Below are 18,916 nucleotides of genomic sequence, written 5' to 3'. Positions count from 1 at the left end.
TAGTCGGTTTCAATGAGTGCCGCGCGCGCTTGATCTCGCTGCCCGCCGCACCCACCGCCACCACGGCGCGCTTTTCAGCGCGCCGCCAACGGCAGACAGACGGCCAGCCACGCAGGCGGCGTGGGCGCGAGACGCAGCGCGATCGGCGTATAGCGGCCGTCCAGTCGGGCGGCCAGGTGATACAGCTCGGCGGCGTTCTTCGGATCCCACGCGCCGGTGTAGCCGGGCAATCCGGCTTCGCGGCGCTTGGCGTCGAACGGCACGCTCGAATGCACGAATTCCTCGTGGGTCTTCTCGCCCATTGCATAGGGCGTGAGCCAGTTCAGCGCGCCCGCGAGCGTCGCGCCGTTGGTTCCGCGCTCGGGTAGCCAGTTGCGGTTGTGGCGGCGCGCGGCGAGCGCGGCGGACACGAGCGGCTCCAGGTCGTAAGTCACGTAGTGCAGCGCATCGCGTTCCGTGAAATCGAGCGTCGAGCCGTCGGGCGCGACGTTGTTGCCAATCTGCTCGATGAACAGTCGCTGCGCCGCCGCAATCAGCTTGCGGTTGTCGAGCGTGAACGCCGTCATCGCTATCAGTTTGACCCGGTGGCTTTGCCAGTTGTTCGCGAAGGTGCCCGTGAGCGGGCGCGGCTGCGCGTCCACCTGCTTGATGTAGCCGTTCACGAACTTGTTCAGGAACACCATGGTCGCGTTGCGCGTTTTCACGGGCAGCGCGCTGGCGGTCATGTCGTAGGCGAGAATCAGCCCGTCGAAGTGCGTTTCGTCGATGGGGTTGAAGCTCGGCTGATAGGTCGTGACCCACGCGAACAGAAAGCGGTCGACGAGCTTCAGGTAGCGGTCGTCGCTCGTGGCGCGCCAGGCGAGCGCCGCGTTGCGCATCAGGTCGAGTTCCTTCTCGGCCTCCATGCTCTGGTCGTAGATGCCCTCGTGCGGGAGCGTGCCTTCCGTATGCAGTTGCGCAAGCGGATGCGGCACGTCGTTCACGTGGGCCTGCACCTCGGCCACGAGCGCTTTCACGCCCGGATCGGCGTTGGTGCGCTCGCTCGTCTGCAGGGCGGGCGCCGCGCAGAAGTTCATGGCCGCATGGGCGAGATTCGCCGCGCCCGGACCAGCAAATCCCATGCCGATCAGCGAGGCCGTGACGAATGCACGCGCGTGTCGGCCCGATGCACCGCTCGTGGCCCGCGTGGCTTGTGTTGCCGCCGGGGTATGCCCGGCATAGGCCGTTCCCACCTTCCGCGCCATGCGCGACTCCCTGGTTCAAGGCTGACAGGTGTGTGATGTTAACGGTTTGGCGCGAGTTTGCGGGGGCAAATGTGCGGCGTGCAAAAACCGCCGCGGCTCCGCGTGGAGCGCGCGGCGGCTGTGCGTGTTGCATGGCCTGAGCGATCGGGTGCGTTTTATTCGCCCTGGCCGGCGTTTTCGCTCGCGTATTCGCCGATCGGCACGCACGAGCAGAACAGGTTGCGGTCGCCGTAGACGTTGTCGGCGCGGCCAACCGGCGGCCAGTACTTGCGCGCGACCAGCGATGCCACCGGGTAGGCAGCCTGCTCGCGCGAGTAGCCGTGCGGCCACTCGTTGGCGACCACGACCGCCGCCGTATGCGGCGCGTGACGCAGCGGGTTGTCTTCCTTGTCCGCGCGGCCTTCTTCCACGGCGCGAATTTCTTCACGGATTGCAACCATGGCGTCGATGAAGCGGTCGAGCTCTTCTTTCGACTCCGACTCGGTCGGCTCGACCATCAGCGTGCCCGGCACCGGGAAGCTCATGGTAGGCGCGTGGAAGCCGTAGTCCATCAGGCGCTTGGCGACGTCGTCCACGGTGATGCCGCTCGAATCCTTGATGGGGCGCAGGTCGAGAATGCACTCGTGCGCGACCAGGCCGCCGGGGCCGCTGTAGAGCACCGGATAGTGCGGCGCGAGCTTCTTCGCGACGTAGTTCGCGTTGAGGATCGCCATTTCCGTGGCGGCGGTGAGGTTGGCCGCGCCCATCATCGCGATATACATCCACGAGATCGGCAGAATCGAGGCCGAGCCGTAAGGCGCCGCGCTCACCGCGCCGATGCCGTTGCCCTGGTCGGTCGAGCGCTTGTAGCCCGAGGAAAGCTGGTTCGGCAGGAATTGCGCGAGGTGCGCGCCCACCGCCACCGGACCGACGCCGGGTCCGCCGCCGCCGTGCGGAATGCAGAAAGTCTTGTGCAGGTTCAGGTGCGAGACGTCGCCGCCGAACTGGCCGGGCGCCGCGAGACCCACCATCGCGTTCATGTTCGCGCCGTCCACGTAGACCTGGCCGCCGTGCGCGTGCACGATCTCGCAGACTTCGCGCACGTTCGCTTCGAACACGCCGTGCGTGGACGGGTAGGTGATCATGATCGCCGCGAGCTTCGCCGCGTGCTGCTCGGCCTTCGCCTTGAGGTCCGCGAGATCGATGTTGCCCTGCGCGTCGCATGCGACCACCACGACCTGCATGCCGGCCATCTGCGCCGAAGCCGGGTTGGTGCCGTGCGCCGAAGCGGGAATCAGGCAGACGTTGCGGTGGCCTTCGCCGCGCGACTCATGGTACGCGTGGATGATGAGCAGGCCCGCGTACTCGCCCTGCGAGCCCGCGTTCGGCTGCAGCGAGACTGCGGCGTAGCCGGTGGCCGCCACCAGCATCTGCTCGAGCTGATCAACCATCTCGCGATAGCCGACGGTCTGCTCGGTGGGCGCGAACGGGTGGATGCGGCCGAACTCGGGCCACGTGACCGGCAGCATTTCCGAGGTGGCGTTGAGCTTCATCGTGCACGAGCCGAGCGGGATCATCGAGCGGTCGAGCGCGAGGTCCTTGTCGGAGAGGCTGCGCAGGTAGCGCAGCATTTCCGTTTCCGAATGGTGGCAGTTGAAGATCGGATGCGTGAGGTATGCGCTTTCGCGCACGAGCGCAGCCGGGAACGTGGCGGCTTCTTGCGAGGCCAGCTGCGCGTCGAGTGCGTCGACCGAGGGCGCAACGCTCGCGAACGCGGCTTGCGCGAACACAGCGAGCAGGTCGGCCAGATCGCCACGCGTGGTGGTTTCGTCGACGGAGACGCCCACGCGCGTTTCGCTCACGCGGCGCAGGTTCATGCCGCGCGCGAGCGCCGCGTCGTGCAGTGCCTGGGTGCGCGCACCGGCTTCGAACGTGAGCGTGTCGAAGAACGCTTCGTTGACGAGCGCGTAGCCCAGTTGCTTCGCGCCCGCAGCAAGAATGGCTGCGACGCGGTTCACGCGCTGCGCGATGCGCTTGAGACCCTGCGGGCCGTGATAGACCGCGTACATGCTCGCCATGATCGCGAGCAGCGCCTGCGCGGTGCAGACGTTCGAGGTGGCCTTCTCGCGGCGGATGTGCTGTTCGCGCGTTTGCAGCGCGAGGCGCAGCGCCGGGTTGCCCTGGGCGTCGACGGTCACGCCGACGAGACGGCCCGGCATCTGGCGCTTGAATTCGTCCTTCACCGCGAGGTACGCGGCGTGCGGGCCGCCGAAGCCCATCGGCACACCGAAGCGCTGCGAGTTGCCCACGGCCACGTCCGCGCCCCATTCACCGGGCGGCGTGAGCATCGTGAGCGCGAGCAGGTCGGCGGCGGCGATCACCGAGCCGCCGGCTGCGTGGACCGCGGCGGCGAGTTCGCGGTAGTCGCGCACATCGCCGTTCACGCCCGGGTATTGGAGCAGCACGCCAAATGCTTGAGCACTGGCGGCCTCAGCGGCCGGACCGACCTTCACCTCGACGCCGATCGGCTTCGCGCGCGTCTTCACCACTTCGATGGTTTGCGGCAGCACGTCGTCGGCGACGAAGAATACGTTCGACTTCGACTTGCCCACGCGCTGCACGAGCGTCATCGCTTCGGCGGCGGCGGTGGCTTCGTCGAGCAGCGACGCGTTCGAGATCGCGAGGCCCGTCAAGTCGACGATCATCTGCTGGAAGTTCAGCAGGGCTTCGAGGCGGCCCTGCGAGATTTCCGGCTGGTACGGCGTGTAGGCCGTGTACCAGGCCGGGTTTTCGAGCACGTTACGCAGGATCACGGCCGGCGTGTGCGTGTCGTAGTAGCCCTGCCCGATATAGGAGCGGAACACCTGGTTCTTGTCCGCGAGCGCGCGCAGGGCGGCGATCGCCTCCGCTTCCGAGCGCGGCTGCGAGAACGGGCCGAGCGGCAGCGTCTCGTTGCGGCGGATCTTGGCCGGAATCACCGCATCGATCAGCGCGCCGCGCGAGGCGAAGCCGAGCGCGTCGAGCATCGCCTGCTGGTCGGCCGAATCGGGGCCGATGTGGCGGGCGGCGAAAGCGTCGTGCGCTTCGAGCGCAGCAAGCGAGAGCGGGGAGTTCATCAGACGATCCGGGTGTTCGAGCTTCATGGGGATTCCGGGTTTTACTACCGGCGCGGGCGGCACGGGTGAAGTGCGTGCCGCTGCGCCGTTGAGGTTAAGACGGGGTTGCCTGCCGGGTTGCCTGCTGGGTTGCCGATCAGGCGCCGATGGCCTTTTCGTACGCGGCAGCGTCGATCAGCGCGTCGAGCTTGGCGCCGGCGGCCGGCTTGATCTTGAAGAGCCACGACTCGTACGGGGCGCCGTTCACCTGGTCCGGCGTGTCGACGAGCGCCGAATTCGATTCGATGATCTCGCCCGCGACCGGCGCGTAGATGTCCGAGGCGGCCTTGACCGACTCGATCACGGCAATCGCGTCGCCGGCGGCGACGGCGCGGCCCGCATCAGGCAGTTCGAGGAAGACGATGTCGCCAAGCGCTTCCTGCGCGTGGTCGGTGATGCCGACGGTCAGCGTGCCGTCGGCTTCGGTGCGGATCCACTCGTGCGATTCGGTGTATTTCAGATCGGCCGGGATGCTCATGGGTTGCTCCAATGCGTGGTTTGTTATGGCTTGAAAGAGGGGGGCGTGCGTGGCGCGGATCAGGCGGCGAGCACCTTGCCGTTGCGCACGAAGGGCAGTTTTACCACGCTTGCGGGCAGGGCCTTGTCGCGGATCAGCACCTGCACGACGTCGCCCGGTTGCACGCCCTGGGGCACGCGCGCGAAGGCGATCGATTCCTGCATCGTCGGCGAGAAGGTGCCGCTCGTGATTTCGCCTTCGCCCTGCGGCGTACGCACTTTCTGATGCGCGCGCAGCACGCCGCCGGCCTTGCCGTTTTCCTTTTGCAGGATCAGGCCGACGAAGGCCATGCGAGAGCCGTTGGCTTCGAGCACGGGGCGGCCGACGAAGTCGCGCGGCGCCTTCATGTCGACGGTCCAGGCGAGGCCCGCGTCGAGCGGCGAGACGGTGTCGTCCATGTCCTGGCCGTAGAGGTTCATGCCCGCTTCGAGGCGCAGCGTGTCGCGTGCGCCGAGGCCGCAGGGCTTCACGCCCTGGCGCTGCAGGGCGTCCCAGAACTCGCACACGGCGGCGGCGGGCAGCACGATTTCGAAGCCGTCTTCACCGGTGTAGCCGGTGCGCGCGACCATCAGCTCGCCGAACGGCGAGGCTTCGATCTTTGCGGCGTTGAAGGGCTTGAGGATTTCGGTGGCGCTGCGTGACGAGGGCGCGACTTGCCAGACCTTGTCGCGTGCGTTCGGGCCCTGCACGGCGACGATCGCGAGATCGCGGCGCGGCGTGATGGTGAGGCCGAAGCCGCCTTCGGCGTTGAGCTTCTCGAACCAGGCGATGTCTTTTTCAGCGGTGCCCGCGTTGACCACGGTGCGGAACTGGTCATCGGCGAAGTAGTAGACGATCAGGTCGTCGATCACGCCGCCTTCGGGGTTCAGCATGCACGAGTAGAGCGCCTTGCCCGGCGTCGTGAGCTTGGCAACGTTGTTGGCGAGTGCGCGGGAGAAGAACTCACGCGTCTTCGCGCCCGAGAAGTCGACGACACACATGTGCGAGACGTCGAACATGCCGGCGTCGGTGCGCACGGCGCGATGCTCGTCGATCTGCGAGCCGTAGTTGACGGGCATGTCCCAGCCGCCGAAGTCGACCATGCGGGCATTGAGCGCGCGGTGCGAGTCATTCAGCGGGGTGCGTTTGAGTTCGGTCATGGGGCCTCAGGCGGTCACGAAAAATCGCGCGAAAACGAAAAAGGCCATGCAGGAAACGCCACAGGCACTATGCCTGGGGTCGGTTCTTGCATGGCCCCTCTGTCCTCGATACCTGAGAGATTGCGCCGTGCTAATGATGCTTGACGGCGCGCGCCCCTTCGGTGGGCAGCCTGAACGCTGCGGGATGATCCGCCGTCGTTCTACTGCCGCTCTCCAGAGTTGCGGACCTGAAAGCCGCGCTGCGCATCAATGCGAGGCGGGGGATTCAGCGGTCCGGCGCGCACGGTCCTTTTGCCTGAGAGTTTGTGGGTTGCCCCTTCGGCGGCGCCGCGCACTGCACCCGCTCAGTGGCTGGGTGAGGCAAACGGCGCGCTCTCCCGGCGCGCGCAGCGATTGTGCGCGACGCTTGGCGGGTGTGTCAATGCGGAAAAAATCGGGGGCAGGCGGCGCGTGGCTTACTGCTTCAGGTGCCGTATCGGTGCCGTTTGGTTCCGTATGGGTGCCGAATTACTCTCCGATCGCGCGCGCTGCCGTATCCAGTTCCTGGTTCAGCACGTGCTGCTCGTCGGCGGAGAGGCCGCCGCCGTGCTGGCTTGCCATGTCGTGCGCTTCGCCGCGGATCGTGTCGAGGCGGTGATGCAGCGCGGCGCCCTGGGGCGGCGGATAGTAGCCCTGATTCACGCGCATATCGATGCGGCGGCTCAGATTGTCGAGGCGTCCGTCGATCTGATGGAGGCGCTCCACGGCCACGTCATGCGGGCTCGGGCCGGGATTCGGGGCGACCACCACCGGACGCGGGGCGGGCTGGTTGACCACGCACGCGGCGAGCGTCGAGATGAGCGCGCCGGCGGCGGCGTAGCGGATGGCACGGTTCAAACGGGTCATGAAGACTCTCCTTGTGTTGCAGCTTGTGGTCGTTGTTGCTGCATTTTTTACGTCTTACGTCCGCAAAACGTGCCGCGCGCGCCGCCCGATGACCCGGGAACGGCGCTTACTTGTAACCAGTTGTTCAGACCTTTCAGTCGCGTCGGGTAAATGCAAGGTGCGGCGCGGGCGGCTCAGGCCGTGCGCGTGAACGCAATCGTGCGTCCTTCGGCGGCGCTCTGCGTGGCGATCTCGATGATGCTCATCACGTCGATGGCGTCCTGCGGGCTCACCGGGAACGGCTCGCCATCGCGGATCGCGGCGGCGAGCGCGCGATAGAGATCGGCGTAATTGCCGGCCGCGTTGGGCACCGCGCACTCGGCTTCCGTACCGTCGTCGGCGAGCGCGTGCAGGCGGCCTGCCTCGTTGCCGTCGCCGAAACCGGGCTGGCCCGGACGCAGCCCCGCCTTCAACTGATCTTCCTGCGTATCGAGCCCGTTCTTCAGGTAGCTGCCGCGCGTGCCATGAATCACGAAGCGCGGCGAGAACGCGGCCAGCGCGCTTGCATGAAGCACGGCATCGTGGCCCGGGTAGCGCAGCACGAGGTGCGCGTAGTCGGGCGCGCTGGCGCGCTCGCGGCGCGTATGGACGAACGCCGTGACCGCCTCGGGCGCGCCGAACAGTGCGAGCGCCTGGTCGATCAGATGCGGCCCGAGATCGTAGAGCAGGCCGCCGCCGCGCGTGGCGTCCTCGCGCCAGCGCTGGCGCACCTGAGGGCGGAAGCGGTCGAAGTGCGACTCGAAGTGCGTGACGCGCCCGAGCGTGCCGTTTGCGAGCAGATCGCGTACGGTGAGGAAATCGCCGTCCCAGCGGCGGTTGTGGAACGGCGCGAACACGAGGCCGCGCTGCTTCGCAATCGCCGCGAGCGTGCGCGCTTCCTCGGCGCTGAGCGTGACCGGCTTGTCGACGAGCACATGCTTGCCGCGTTCCAGCGTGCGGCGCGCGAGGTCGTAGTGCGTGTCGTTGGGCGTGGCGATCACCACGCATTCGATGGCGTCGAGCGAGAGCAGGGCGTCGAGGTCGGGGACGATCGCAGTGTCCGGGTAGTCGGCTTGCGCGCGCTCGGCCTGGCTCGTCGCGATGGCGGCAAGCGTGGCGGCGCCGCTATGGGCGATTACGGGAGCGTGGAAGGTCTGGCCGGCGAAGCCATAGCCCATCAGGCCGATTTGCAGGGGGGCAGTCATGAAGCGCGTCCTCTTTCCAGCAGGGAGGCGGCGCGGCGCGAGCCGCCGCCGCGGGTGGCGGGAGCCCGTCATTGTGGCACGCGTTGCAGGGGCGACGTGTCAACGGCATCGGGGCCGCATCGACGCGCATCGACGTAAGGCCGCCTCGTGTTAACATCGCACCTCTCGCGTGAGAGGCCGCAGCATGATTTTGCGCGCCTCGCGCCGTGCGGATTGCCGCGCGCTTTGACAGCCATCGTCCGAAGCCGCAGCGTCAGAAAGAGCCGCACGCCTCCCAGCCTTACCACCCGTTTTTCCAATCCAGCAACGATGTCCGCAGGCCTGAATCCCGCTCAAAGCGAAGCGGTGCGCTATCTCGACGGTCCCTGTCTCGTGCTCGCCGGCGCGGGCAGCGGCAAGACGCGTGTGATCACGCAGAAGATCGCGCACCTGATCGAAGCGAAAGGCTTCGAGCCGCGCCATATCGCGGCCGTCACCTTCACCAATAAAGCCGCCGCCGAAATGCGCGAGCGCGTGGGCAAGCTGCTCGAAGGCAAGACGCTCACCACGCCGGGCAAGGAAGGCCGCAAGGTGCCGACCAACCAGCTCACGGTCTGCACCTTCCACTCGCTGGGCGTGCAGATCCTGCGCCAGGAAGCCGAGCATCTGGGCCTCAAGCCCCAGTTCTCGATCATGGATTCCGACGACTGCTTCTCCATGATCCAGGAGCAAGTGGGCTCGACGGATAAAGGGTTCATCCGCAAGATCCAGTCGATCATCTCGCTCTGGAAGAACGGCCTCGTGATGCCCGAGGAGGCGCTCGCCACCGCGTCGAACGAGGACGAGCACCAGGCCGCCATCGTCTACCGCAACTACGTGGCGACACTGCATGCCTACCAGGCCGTCGATTTCGACGACCTGATCCGCCTGCCCACCGAGCTCTTCGCGAAGAACGAGCCCGTGCGCGAGCGCTGGCAAAACAAGCTGCGCTATCTGCTGATCGACGAGTACCAGGACACCAACACCTGCCAGTACGAGTTGCTCAAGCTGCTGGCGGGCCCGCGCGCCGCGTTCACGGCAGTGGGCGACGACGACCAGGCCATCTACGGCTGGCGCGGCGCCACCATCGAAAATCTCGCACAGCTCGGCAAGGACTATCCGAAGCTGCACGTGGTCAAGCTCGAGCAGAACTACCGCTCGACGGTGCGCATTCTCACGGCGGCGAACAACGTCATCGCGAACAACCCGAAGCTGTTCGAGAAGAAGCTCTGGTCCGAGCACGGCATGGGCGACACCATCACGGTCACGCCCTGCAACGACGAAGAGCACGAAGCCGAATCGGTGGTGTTCCGCCTTTCGGCGCACAAGTTCGAACGCCGCGCGCAGTTTCGCGACTACGCGATTCTTTATCGCGGCAACTTCCAGGCGCGCATCTTCGAACAGGTGCTGCGCCGCGAGCGCATTCCCTACGTGCTCTCGGGTGGCCAGTCGTTCTTCGACAAAGCCGAAATCAAGGACATCTGTGCGTACCTGCGCCTGATCGCCAACCACGACGACGATCCCGCGTTCATCCGCGCGATCACCACGCCGCGCCGTGGCGTGGGCAACACCACGCTCGAGGCGCTCGGCTCGTTCGCGGGGCAAGCGAAGGTGTCGCTGTTCGAGGCCGTGTACATGGGCGGCATCGAGGCGCGGCTTTCGGCGCGCCAGGTCGAGCCGATGCGCGTGTTCTGCGACTTCATGCAGCGCCTCGCCGAGCGCGCGGAGAAGGACCCGGCGACGGTCGTGCTCGACGACCTCATGGACGCGATCCACTACGAGGCGTATCTCTACGACGCGTTCGACGAGCGCCAGGCGCAGTCGAAGTGGCAGAACGTGCTCGAATTCCTCGAATGGCTCAAGCGCAAGGGCACGAAGCCCGAGCAAGAAATCGGCGAAGACAGCGAAGCGACGGGTTATGACAACGCCGACGGTCTCGCCGACACGGGGAAGAACCTGATGGGCCTGATTCAGACCGTTGCGCTGATGTCGATGCTCGAAGGCAAGGAGGAAGACCCGGACGCGGTGCGCCTGTCGACCGTCCACGCGTCGAAGGGGCTCGAGTACCCGCACGTGTTCCTGGTGGGCGTGGAAGAGGGGATCATGCCGCACCGTGGCGGCTCCGAAGACGACGTGATCGACGACGCGCGCATCGAGGAAGAGCGCCGGCTCATGTACGTGGCGATCACGCGCGCGCAGCGCAGCCTGCATCTGAACTGGTGCAAGAAGCGCAAGCGGGCGCGCGAGACGGTGGTGTGCGAGGCGTCGCGCTTCATCCCCGAGATGGGACTCGACGACGCGCCGCCGCCCACGGCCGAAGAAGCGCCGATGTCGCCGAAGGACCGGCTCGCCAGCCTGAAGGCGTTGCTGCAGAAGGGTTGAGCGCGCGGGCTTTTGCCGCTACGGGCCGTCAAGTGACAAGGGCTGCATCGCATGCGATGCAGCCCTTTGTCTTTGTGCGCCTTGCTGCTTGCACCTCGCGCAGCCGATGTAGCGGCGACGGCGCGCGAAGATGTGCTTACTTAGCCGCGCTCACCATGTAGTCGACGGCGGCCTTCACCTGGTCGTCGGTGGCGCTCGAGCCGCCCTTGGGTGGCATCTGGCCCTTGCCGTGCAACGCGTAGTTGTAGATCTTGTCCATCGGATCTTTCAGGCGCGGCGCCCAGTCGTCCTTGTTGCCGAACTTCGGCGCGCCGAGCACGCCAGCAGCGTGGCACGCCTGGCAGACCTGTTGATAAAGCGCCTTGCCCGCCTGCGAGGCGTCGGCGCTCTGGCCCGCGCCGCCTGCGGCTGGCGCGGCGGACTCCTTGGGAATCGCGGCAATGGCCGCTGCCGCAGCCGCAGCTTGCGCGCTGGCGGCTGCATCGGCGCCCGAGGCCGGCGCAGTGCTCGCGGCCGCCGCAGCAGGCGCGGGCTGCGGCGGATCCTGGAAGTTCGCGCCGCCGTGGTCCGCCATGTAGACGATGGCCCGGCTGATTTCGTAGTCGCTGTAATCGTCGGGGCTCGTGCCGCCGCGCGGAGGCATGGCGCCCTTGCCAGCGAGCGCCGTTTTTACGAGCGTATCGAAGCCCTGGGAAATGCGCGGCGCCCAGTCGCCCGAATTGCCGAACTTGGGCGCGCCCGCCGCGCCGCTCGCGTGACACGCGGCGCAGACGGCCTGATAGACCTGCTCGCCAGTCTTGTAGACGCGCGGCGCATTGGCGTCGTGCACCGACACCTGTGCTAGCGGCGCGATACGCGCGGCGACTTGCTCGGTGGAGAGTTCATCGGTGCCTGCGCCGGTGCGCGTCGTGTTGTCGACGTAGTACGCGAGCAGAATGATGATGACGATGGGGACGGCAAACCCGGCGATGATGGCGGCAATCAACTGCCCGGGCGTTTTGATCGGGGCTCCGTGGGGTGCTTCGCTCATGCTTGTCTCGACTCCCGTTGGTATTGTGGTGAGCGGTACAGCAGGACGGCAACAGCCTTGCGATGGATCAAGCACGGACGATTATAGACGCAAGGTTTCGCACCGGGTTGCCGTAGGCGGGGACTCTTCAGCGGGCGTTTACCCGAGGTGGTGCGGCGCAGCGGGGGTGTTCTGGTAAATAGTGCCGGATTGTGGGGGCGAGGCGTGTGGCCTGCCGCTGGCGGGCGTGTCCGTCAAGGCGCGTGCGGTGGACGTCCGCATCGAAACCGGGTATTCTCTCGGTCTCATTGCGATGTCGCTATCCCCGTTTTCCTCGGGCTCCCGGCGGCATCTGCATCTCGATGCGCCCGTAGCTCAATGGATAGAGTACTGCCCTCCGAAGGCAGGGGTTGCTGGTTCGATCCCAGCCGGGCGCGCCAATAGCCGTAAGGCTTTCAGCGGTTTTCCCTCTTCGTCGGTGTCCGACATTGCAGCCAGATTGCAGCTAACTTCGGTGCAGGCAGTTCTGTCAGTGGTGCCACCCAATGCGCCAAGTGGTCAGCCGACAGGTGGGCGTACCGCTGCACCATCTCCATCGTTTCCCATCCGCCGAGCTCCTTGAGCACCTGTAGCGGCGTACCTCGTTGCACATGCCAGCTCGCCCAGGTGTGCCGCAGATCGTGCCAGCGAAAATCGCGAATGCCGGCCCGCTGCGACGCCTTTGTCCACGCGGCCGTGGCGGTCTGGTAGACCGGCTTGCCGTGATAAACGAAGACGCTGACTGCGAGGACCGGGGCGGTGTCATTCGATGAAGCGACGGGGGCATCGAGCGTCGCGCAGGAAGCGGCGATCGATATCGCTCTGGAGAAAGAGGAATTCCTGCGCAGCCCGAAGATCGACCAGGTCATGAAGCAATGGGCGGCTTATAGAAGCGCCATCGACAGTGACAAGGCGGCGCAAGAATGGCTCAAAATCGACAATAAATATCGAGCCGACCCCAAGGCTTACGCGAGCCCCTTTAGCAAAAAGGCGCTCGCGGGCAGGGCCTATCATCAGGCTCTCGCGCACAAGATTGCTCTTGAGACGCAAAAGGCAGGCTATCAGGACCTCCGAAAGTACGGGAAGCTGATTTATACGCATGCGGGCGGCACGCTGACGGTCGTGAATAAATACGGCAACAACGGCGGGATAGGGCCGCAAACCGTTCTTTATACGGGTCCTTTCCTTTGATCGTTGGAGATGTGGGGAGCGGGACTCGGCGCTGAGCACCACCCGCTCCTATTCTGCGATCGCCCCCTCAACACCCCACCGACGCCTCAAACATTCCCGCCACCCGTTCCCGTCCATTCCCCTCCGGCACGAGGCACGCCAGAAACGCATCAATCGCCGGACTCTGCCGCCGCGCCTTCAGGTAATAAACGTACTCATCGATGGTCGTGTCCACGCCGCGCAGCGCAATCACGCGCAGATCCGGATGCCGTTCCGCTTCGCCGCGCGGAAAAATGCTTCCGCCTACGCCGTGCAGGATCGCTTCGCGAATCGCCTCGCGGCTGCCGATCTCCGCGACCGAAGCTGGCGCGACCCCGGCCTTCGCAAGAATCTCCTCGGTGCAACGGCGCGTGACCGATCCTGCTTCGCGAATCAGCAGACGCACATCGGCCAGGCGCTCGGCGTCGATCGCATCGAAGCGCGCAAGCGGATGGCCGTGATGCACGACGAGCACGAGCGGATCGCTCGAAATTACGCGCCGCTCGAGCCCATCGGCGTCATTGCGCTGCGACGACACCGCGAGGTCGATGTGAAACTCGTGAAGCGCGTTGAGAATGTCTTCCGAATTGCCGATCCGGCAGGTGAGCGCAATGGCCGGATGCGCCTTCGAGAAGCGGCCGATCGCTTCCATGATGTAGTACGGCCCCGTTGCGCCGAGCCGCAATTGACCTTCGAACAGGCCGCCGACGTTGCGCAGCATGATGTCGGCCTGCGCTTCCAGGTCGATCATTTTCTCGACGAGCGGCAAGAGCGCGATGCCGGTTTCGGTGACCGCGAGGCGGCGTCCGCTGCGGTAGAACAGTTCGACGCCGTATAGCTGCTCGATCTGACGGATCTGCGCGGCGATGGTCGGCTGACTCACGCCGAGGTGCCGCGCCGCACGCGTGATGCTGCCTTGACGGACCGTTGCGTGGAACGCCTTCAACTGATCGAACAAAATCCCATCCTCTTTTCCGGCTCACCCGCGCGTCAGCGTAGCGGGCCGATGTGTCCGCAGCATGACGCGCGCGCACGTCGAGCCGGCGCAAGCACCCACCCGGTTTCGAACAAAAAAGCTGAGGTGCACCGAAAGAAACCTGATGGAACCGGTCACTGCGAGGACATTCGCCGATGCGTTAATGAACGCATTCGTCATCCACGGACCGATCCTCATGCGTCGAATCGATTCGCGCGCCGTTTGGGCGGCGCTTCTTTTTTCTCTCTCGCTGGCCGCGTGCGGCGGCAGCGATAGCGATGGCTCGTCGGCTTCGCCGAGCGCACGCAGTCAGCAAACCGGTCAGCAAACCGGTCAACAAAACAGCGAGCAAAACAGTCCGCAATCTGGCCAGCAGATGGCAGGCGCCGACGCCAACGCGAACCCAGGCGCCGAAGACAAGCCGCCGGGCGCGCCCGAGATGCACTGGGCGCCCGGTTCCGGCACGAGCAGCGCGCATTGATTCACTGACCGCATCCCCGCTTTTCCCCATTCCCCCAATAACAGGATCTCCCATGTCGTCGAAAAACAGACGCGACTTTCTGCGCATTGCTGCCCAGTCGGCGGGCGCGATGGCTGCCTATGCGAGCTTTCCGCCCGCGATCCGCAAGGCGCTGGCCATGCCCGCCGCGACGCGCACCGGCACGATTCAGGACGTCGAGCACGTCGTGATCTTCATGCAGGAAAACCGCTCGTTCGATCATTACTTCGGCGGCCTGCGCGGCGTGCGCGGCTTCAACGATCCGCGTCCGCACCTGCTGCCCAGCGGTGCGCCGGTGTGGCAGCAGCCGCCCGCATCGGTGCAGACCTCCCACTACCAGTCGCGCGGCCTGAGCCCCACGGCGCCCTACGTGCTGCCGTTCTATCTCGATCCGAAGCAGACCACTGAATTCCAGCCCGGCACGAATCACGGCTGGAGCACCGGCCACCTCGCGTGGAACAACGGCCAATGGGACCAGTGGGTGAACCAGAAGCAGGACGTGCTGACGATGGGTTATCTGAAGCGCGAAGACGTGATGTACCACTACGCGCTCGCCGACGCGTTCACGATCTGCGACGCGTACCACTGCTCCGCGCACGCCGATACCGCGCCGAACCGCATCTACCTGTGGACCGGCACGATCGACCCGCGCAACATCTACGGCAATCCGCCGAACGGCCCTGGCATCGGCGAGCGCGACGACGTGAACGGCTACACGTGGACCACGTACGCCGAGCGTCTCGAGAACGCGAACATCAGCTGGAAGGTGTATCAGGGCGGCACCGGCATTCCGGGCGACCCGACCGACAACTACACCGACAACTCGCTGATGTTCTTCAAGAAGTTCCAGGTGAAGGAAGGCGCGAGCGGCCCGCTCGTCGACAAGGGCGCGACGGACCGCTCGCTGGCTGGCTTCAAGGCCGACGTTCAGGCGAACCAGCTTCCGCAGGTGTCGTGGATTGTCTCGCCGTACAAGTACAGCGAGCATCCGTCCGCGTCGCCGACCGACGGCGCGTTCTACATCAACATGGTGCTCGAGGCGCTGACGTCGAATCCGGACGTGTGGGCGAAGACCGTGTTCATCCTCAACTACGACGAGAACGACGGCCTGTTCGACCACGTCGTGCCGCCGGTGCCGCCGCTCGCAAGCGGGCCGAATGGCCAGGGGATGATGTCGTCGAGCCTGCTCTCGAACATCGGCGACGAATATCTCGATCTCGGCCGCTATCCGCAGGAAATGGGCCCGCTGATTCCGGGCGCTGACCCCGGCGGCATCCAGCCGATCGGCCTCGGGCCGCGCGTGCCGCTGATCGTGATTTCGCCCTGGTCCAAGGGCGGCTGGGTCTGCTCGGAGACCTTCGATCACACCTCGGTACTGCGTTTTCTCGAGGCGCGCTTTGGCGTGCAGGAGCCCAACATCAGCGCGTGGCGCCGTTCGGTTTGCGGCGATCTCACGTCCGCGTTCGACTTCTCCGGCAAGCCGGACACGTCGACGGTGAGCTTCGCGGTGCCCAAGCACATCCAGACGGCCGGTCAGGCGTACCAGGTGCCCGCGCAGCAGACCATGCCGGCGCAGGAGCACGGCGTGCGTCCGGCGCGCGCGCTGCCGTACGAAGTGTTCGTTCACAGCCGGGTGAGCGGCCACGACGGCAATCTGTGGCTCGATTTCGCGAATACCGGCGCGGCGGGCGCGGCGTTCTACGTCTACGACCGCCTGAACCCGGCCAATCCGCCGCGACGCTACACGGTCGCCGCAAATGACCAATTCTCCGATTACTGGAGCACGTCGATTGCGCAGGGTGCATACCATCTCGCCGTCTACGGCCCGAACGGTTACCTGTGCGAATTCCAGGGCAATGTGCAAATCGCGGTCGATGGCCATCATGCGAGTCCGGAAGTGCGCATCGGCTATGACGTGCGCAATCGCCACGTCTATCTCGAACTGAGCAACAACGGCGCGGCCGCGTGCAGCGTGACCGTCGACAACGCGTACAGCAGCGCGCACTCGCGCCGGTACACGGTGCAGGCCGGCCGGACCATGCAGGATCACTGGGAACTCAGTTCGAGCCACGGCTGGTACGACCTGAACATCTCGGCGACGACGGTGGGCGGCGCGTCGGACACGGTCGTGCGCCGCTTCGCGGGCCATCTCGAGACGGGCCGGCCGAGCCAGAGCGATCCGGGTCCGGTGAAGGGCTGATTGGCGTAATTGGCGCAAGCGGTGCATTGCGCGAGGGATGCCGCGTGGCCGGTGCAATGCCGGCCACGCGGTTTTTTATTGAGGTGCAGATTTTGCGCGAGTGTCCGCGCGATTCGTCACGATGGCCGGCCGCGCTGCGGCATCGCGCGAGCGGGCGTATGCTCAACGCTTTCTGCTCTCGCACTACACGCCGGTCAACAAGGCAAAGGAGACGTCATGGAACTACGCAGGATCGGCACTTCGGCCTTGCAGGTCGCACCGCTCATGTTCGGCGGCAACGTGTTCGGCTGGACCGCCGACGAGGCCACTTCGTTCTCGATTCTCGACGCGTTCACCGACGCCGGCCTGAATTTCATCGATACCGCCGACGTCTACTCGGCTTGGGTACCTGGCAACCAGGGCGGCGAATCGGAGACCCTCATCGGCAAATGGTTCGCCCAGAGCGGCAAGCGCGAAAAAGTCGTGATCGCCACCAAGGTCGCGAAGGACCCGCGCCGTCCCGGTCTCTCGGCCGCGAATATCGCGGCCGCGGTGGAGGATTCGCTGCGCCGCCTGCGGACCGACTATATCGACGTCTACTTCTCGCACGAGGACGACCAGAAGGTGCCGCTTGAAGAGACGCTCGGCGCGTATCAGCGCCTGATCGAGGCCGGCAAGGTGCGCGTGGTGGGCGCGTCGAACTACACGGGCGCGCGCATCGAGGAAGCGCTCGCGCTTGCGCACAAGACCGGCTTGCCTGCGTACCAGATCGTCCAGCCCGAATACAACTTGTACGACCGCTCGGCCTACGAGGCCGACATCGAGCCGGTGGCGCTCGCGCAGAAACTCGCGGTCGTGCCCTATTACAGCCTTGCGAGTGGCTTTCTATCGGGCAAGTACCGTTCGCGCGAGGACCTCGCGAAGAGCACGCGCGGCTCGCGCGTCGAGCGTTATCTCGACCATCGTGGCGTGCGCATTCTCGCGGCGCTCGATTACGTGGCCGGGCGCCATGGCAGTTCGCTGGCGGCCGTGGCGCTCGCGTGGCTGATCGCGCGGCCCAGCATTACCGCGCCGATCGCGAGCGCGACGTCGCTCGAGCAACTCGACAGCCTCGTGGCGGCGGTGCGTCTGAAACTCGACCCGGCGGACATCCAGGCGCTCAACGACGCGAGCGCCTGAGCCTCGGTTGAACCTGTTTGGAGCCGCCTGGTGGGCGCAAAAGCGCGCTACCCAGGACTCCTGAAGGTCGGTGGCGGGCCCGCCGGACGGCGTCCGCCACTCAAGTGTCTGAGTAGAATCAAGAAACCCTGGTCGGGCGAATCGTTTCCTGATATCATTGAGAGTGAATTGAGATCTTTGCCTGTTTTGTTGCCGTGTTCGTTACTGTTGGCGGCCGCAAACCGGCGGTCAGGTGTGTTGCAGCAAGGTCGACCTGATCGCGTTCCGCTGTGAACCCCCTACTTCTCTTTTCCGGCCTCCGTGGCCGCCTTGCCTATCGTTGCGCCCCATCGTGGCGAACGACCGGAGGGCCGGTGCGTGAGTGGCATTACTTGGCTTTTGCCTGATTTTTGCCATTCGCGCCTTTGAACCGTATTAAGCGATTGAGTTAGGAAATACATGACGACGATTCTTCTGAAGGAAAACGAGCCGTTTGAAGTGGCCATCCGCCGCTTCCGCCGTGCAATCGAAAAGAACGGCCTGATCGCCGAGCTGCGTGAGCGTCAAGCTTACGAAAAGCCGACGGCCGTGCGCAAGCGCAAGAAGGCTGCTGCTGTCAAGCGCCTGCACAAGCGTCTGCGCAGCCAGATGCTGCCGAAGAAGCTCCACTAAGAGCACGCTTCAGCTTCCGCCAGACGGCGGCGCATGCTTCGAAAGAAGCTGCGCCGCTGTTTGCATTTCTAGCAGCGGTTTTTGCATCGGCTCAATTCCGCCCCGTGGGTTCAGGCAGCGTCCTGAAGCCGCTGCGGAGAAAGCCCGAACTGCGCGGCGATTGACGCTAACCGGTCGTGCCACTCCCAGACGCCAAAAACATCGTGGACGTTTTGCAGGCAGCTCAGGAGATCGACGGTATTGGGGTCGTAAATATTGATGTGGGCGCGCAGGAGCGCTTTCTTCAGCGCGGCGACACCCACGTCCATCCAGGCCGGCACCTCGTTCTCGGCGCGCGAAAGGTAACGCACGGGGATGCCTTCCATGGCGCTCATGTAGTCGCGCGCGCGGATGAAGCTGCCGACCGGGCAGCCGCCGTAGTTGCACGAGCCACCGCTATAGCCGCCCCGGTAGGCACCGCCGCCGCGAGGCAGGAGCGCTGCGCGCCCTTGTCCATGGAGGTGCGCCACGGCGTGGTCGAAGATCTCCTGATGAGTCAGGAAGTGCGTATTTTTCATTTCAGCCCCCTGCGCGACGCACAGCGGTGAGGTCATGCGGATGCGCTGCCGCACGCCTTGCGGCGGGCATTCCCCG

General features: G+C 65.5%; 15 protein-coding genes, 1 tRNA gene, 1 pseudogene and 2 riboswitches. Of the genes and pseudogenes, 7 read left to right on the top strand and 10 right to left on the bottom strand.

Annotated features, from left to right (window positions below; translation table 11 throughout):
- Positions 1 to 74: 74 nt before the first annotated feature.
- From HV773_RS05390 to HV773_RS05365, 6 genes are all read right to left on the bottom strand, one after another.
- Complete coding sequence (locus HV773_RS05390; RefSeq protein ID WP_129563423.1) at positions 75 to 1,121, bottom strand: alginate lyase family protein; 1,047 nt, start codon at positions 1,119 to 1,121, stop codon at positions 75 to 77.
- A gap of 278 nt (positions 1,122 to 1,399) precedes the next feature.
- The gene (gene gcvP / locus HV773_RS05385) at positions 1,400 to 4,366 is read right to left on the bottom strand and encodes an aminomethyl-transferring glycine dehydrogenase (RefSeq protein WP_175194368.1); all 2,967 of its coding nucleotides are present in this window, start codon (positions 4,364 to 4,366) and stop codon (positions 1,400 to 1,402) included.
- Between the two features lie 109 nt (positions 4,367 to 4,475).
- Positions 4,476 to 4,856, bottom strand: coding sequence for a glycine cleavage system protein GcvH (gene gcvH, locus HV773_RS05380; protein ID WP_129563165.1), 381 nt, complete (start codon positions 4,854 to 4,856; stop codon positions 4,476 to 4,478).
- A gap of 59 nt (positions 4,857 to 4,915) precedes the next feature.
- Positions 4,916 to 6,034 carry a glycine cleavage system aminomethyltransferase GcvT gene (gene gcvT, locus HV773_RS05375; protein ID WP_175194367.1) on the bottom strand — a complete coding sequence of 373 codons (1,119 nt, stop codon included), beginning with the start codon at positions 6,032 to 6,034 and terminating at the stop codon, positions 4,916 to 4,918.
- A gap of 89 nt (positions 6,035 to 6,123) precedes the next feature.
- A riboswitch (glycine riboswitch) is annotated at positions 6,124 to 6,261 on the bottom strand.
- A 47-nt stretch (positions 6,262 to 6,308) separates the two neighbouring features.
- Positions 6,309 to 6,424: riboswitch (glycine riboswitch) on the bottom strand.
- A gap of 117 nt (positions 6,425 to 6,541) precedes the next feature.
- Positions 6,542 to 6,910, bottom strand: coding sequence for a hypothetical protein (locus tag HV773_RS05370; protein ID WP_129563422.1), 369 nt, complete (start codon positions 6,908 to 6,910; stop codon positions 6,542 to 6,544).
- A 182-nt stretch (positions 6,911 to 7,092) separates the two neighbouring features.
- Positions 7,093 to 8,142 carry an oxidoreductase gene (locus HV773_RS05365; RefSeq protein ID WP_175194366.1) on the bottom strand — a complete coding sequence of 350 codons (1,050 nt, stop codon included), beginning with the start codon at positions 8,140 to 8,142 and terminating at the stop codon, positions 7,093 to 7,095.
- 309 nt (positions 8,143 to 8,451) lie between these two features.
- Here HV773_RS05365 and HV773_RS05360 point away from each other — a divergent pair, with 309 nt between their 5' ends.
- Complete coding sequence (locus tag HV773_RS05360) at positions 8,452 to 10,542, top strand: UvrD-helicase domain-containing protein (RefSeq protein WP_129563162.1); 2,091 nt, start codon at positions 8,452 to 8,454, stop codon at positions 10,540 to 10,542.
- Between the two features lie 136 nt (positions 10,543 to 10,678).
- On the opposite strand, the gene HV773_RS05355 is transcribed toward HV773_RS05360, so the two are convergent.
- Positions 10,679 to 11,572, bottom strand: a complete 894-nt coding sequence (locus tag HV773_RS05355; protein ID WP_175194364.1) for a c-type cytochrome — start codon at positions 11,570 to 11,572, stop codon at positions 10,679 to 10,681.
- Positions 11,573 to 11,915: 343 nt separating this feature from the next.
- On the opposite strand from HV773_RS05355, the gene HV773_RS05350 reads away from it, so the two are divergent.
- Positions 11,916 to 11,991, top strand: a tRNA-Arg gene (locus HV773_RS05350).
- Between the two features lie 15 nt (positions 11,992 to 12,006).
- Here the strand turns inward: HV773_RS05350 and HV773_RS05345 are convergent.
- A pseudogene (locus HV773_RS05345) lies at positions 12,007 to 12,330 on the bottom strand (tyrosine-type recombinase/integrase); the annotation flags it as partial.
- A gap of 127 nt (positions 12,331 to 12,457) precedes the next feature.
- Between HV773_RS05345 and HV773_RS05340 the strand changes: the two are divergent.
- Positions 12,458 to 12,781: a hypothetical protein gene (locus HV773_RS05340; RefSeq protein WP_129563146.1), complete on the top strand. Its 324-nt coding sequence runs from the start codon at positions 12,458 to 12,460 to the stop codon at positions 12,779 to 12,781.
- 67 nt (positions 12,782 to 12,848) lie between these two features.
- On the opposite strand, the gene HV773_RS05335 is transcribed toward HV773_RS05340, so the two are convergent.
- Complete coding sequence (locus tag HV773_RS05335; RefSeq protein ID WP_129563145.1) at positions 12,849 to 13,757, bottom strand: LysR family transcriptional regulator; 909 nt, start codon at positions 13,755 to 13,757, stop codon at positions 12,849 to 12,851.
- 61 nt (positions 13,758 to 13,818) lie between these two features.
- Between HV773_RS05335 and HV773_RS05330 the strand changes: the two genes are divergently transcribed.
- The 4 genes from HV773_RS05330 (at position 13,819) to rpsU (ending at position 18,283) form a co-directional block, all read left to right on the top strand.
- The gene (locus HV773_RS05330; RefSeq protein ID WP_129563144.1) at positions 13,819 to 14,256 is read left to right on the top strand and encodes a hypothetical protein; all 438 of its coding nucleotides are present in this window, start codon (positions 13,819 to 13,821) and stop codon (positions 14,254 to 14,256) included.
- Positions 14,257 to 14,308: 52 nt separating this feature from the next.
- Positions 14,309 to 16,474, top strand: a complete 2,166-nt coding sequence (locus tag HV773_RS05325) for a phosphocholine-specific phospholipase C (protein WP_129563143.1) — start codon at positions 14,309 to 14,311, stop codon at positions 16,472 to 16,474.
- A gap of 216 nt (positions 16,475 to 16,690) precedes the next feature.
- Positions 16,691 to 17,632 (top strand): aldo/keto reductase, encoded by a 942-nt coding sequence (locus tag HV773_RS05320; RefSeq protein ID WP_129563142.1) that lies wholly within the window; start codon positions 16,691 to 16,693, stop codon positions 17,630 to 17,632.
- Between the two features lie 438 nt (positions 17,633 to 18,070).
- Positions 18,071 to 18,283, top strand: coding sequence for a 30S ribosomal protein S21 (gene rpsU, locus HV773_RS05315; RefSeq protein WP_004198205.1), 213 nt, complete (start codon positions 18,071 to 18,073; stop codon positions 18,281 to 18,283).
- 110 nt (positions 18,284 to 18,393) lie between these two features.
- On the opposite strand, the gene HV773_RS05310 is transcribed toward rpsU, so the two are convergent.
- Positions 18,394 to 18,840 (bottom strand): hypothetical protein, encoded by a 447-nt coding sequence (locus tag HV773_RS05310; RefSeq protein WP_129563141.1) that lies wholly within the window; start codon positions 18,838 to 18,840, stop codon positions 18,394 to 18,396.
- Positions 18,841 to 18,916 lie beyond the last annotated feature (76 nt).

The organism is Paraburkholderia caffeinitolerans (assembly GCF_902859945.1).
GTDB lineage: Bacteria > Pseudomonadota > Gammaproteobacteria > Burkholderiales > Burkholderiaceae > Paraburkholderia > Paraburkholderia caffeinitolerans.
This window is presented reverse-complemented; position numbering and strand designations above follow the sequence as displayed.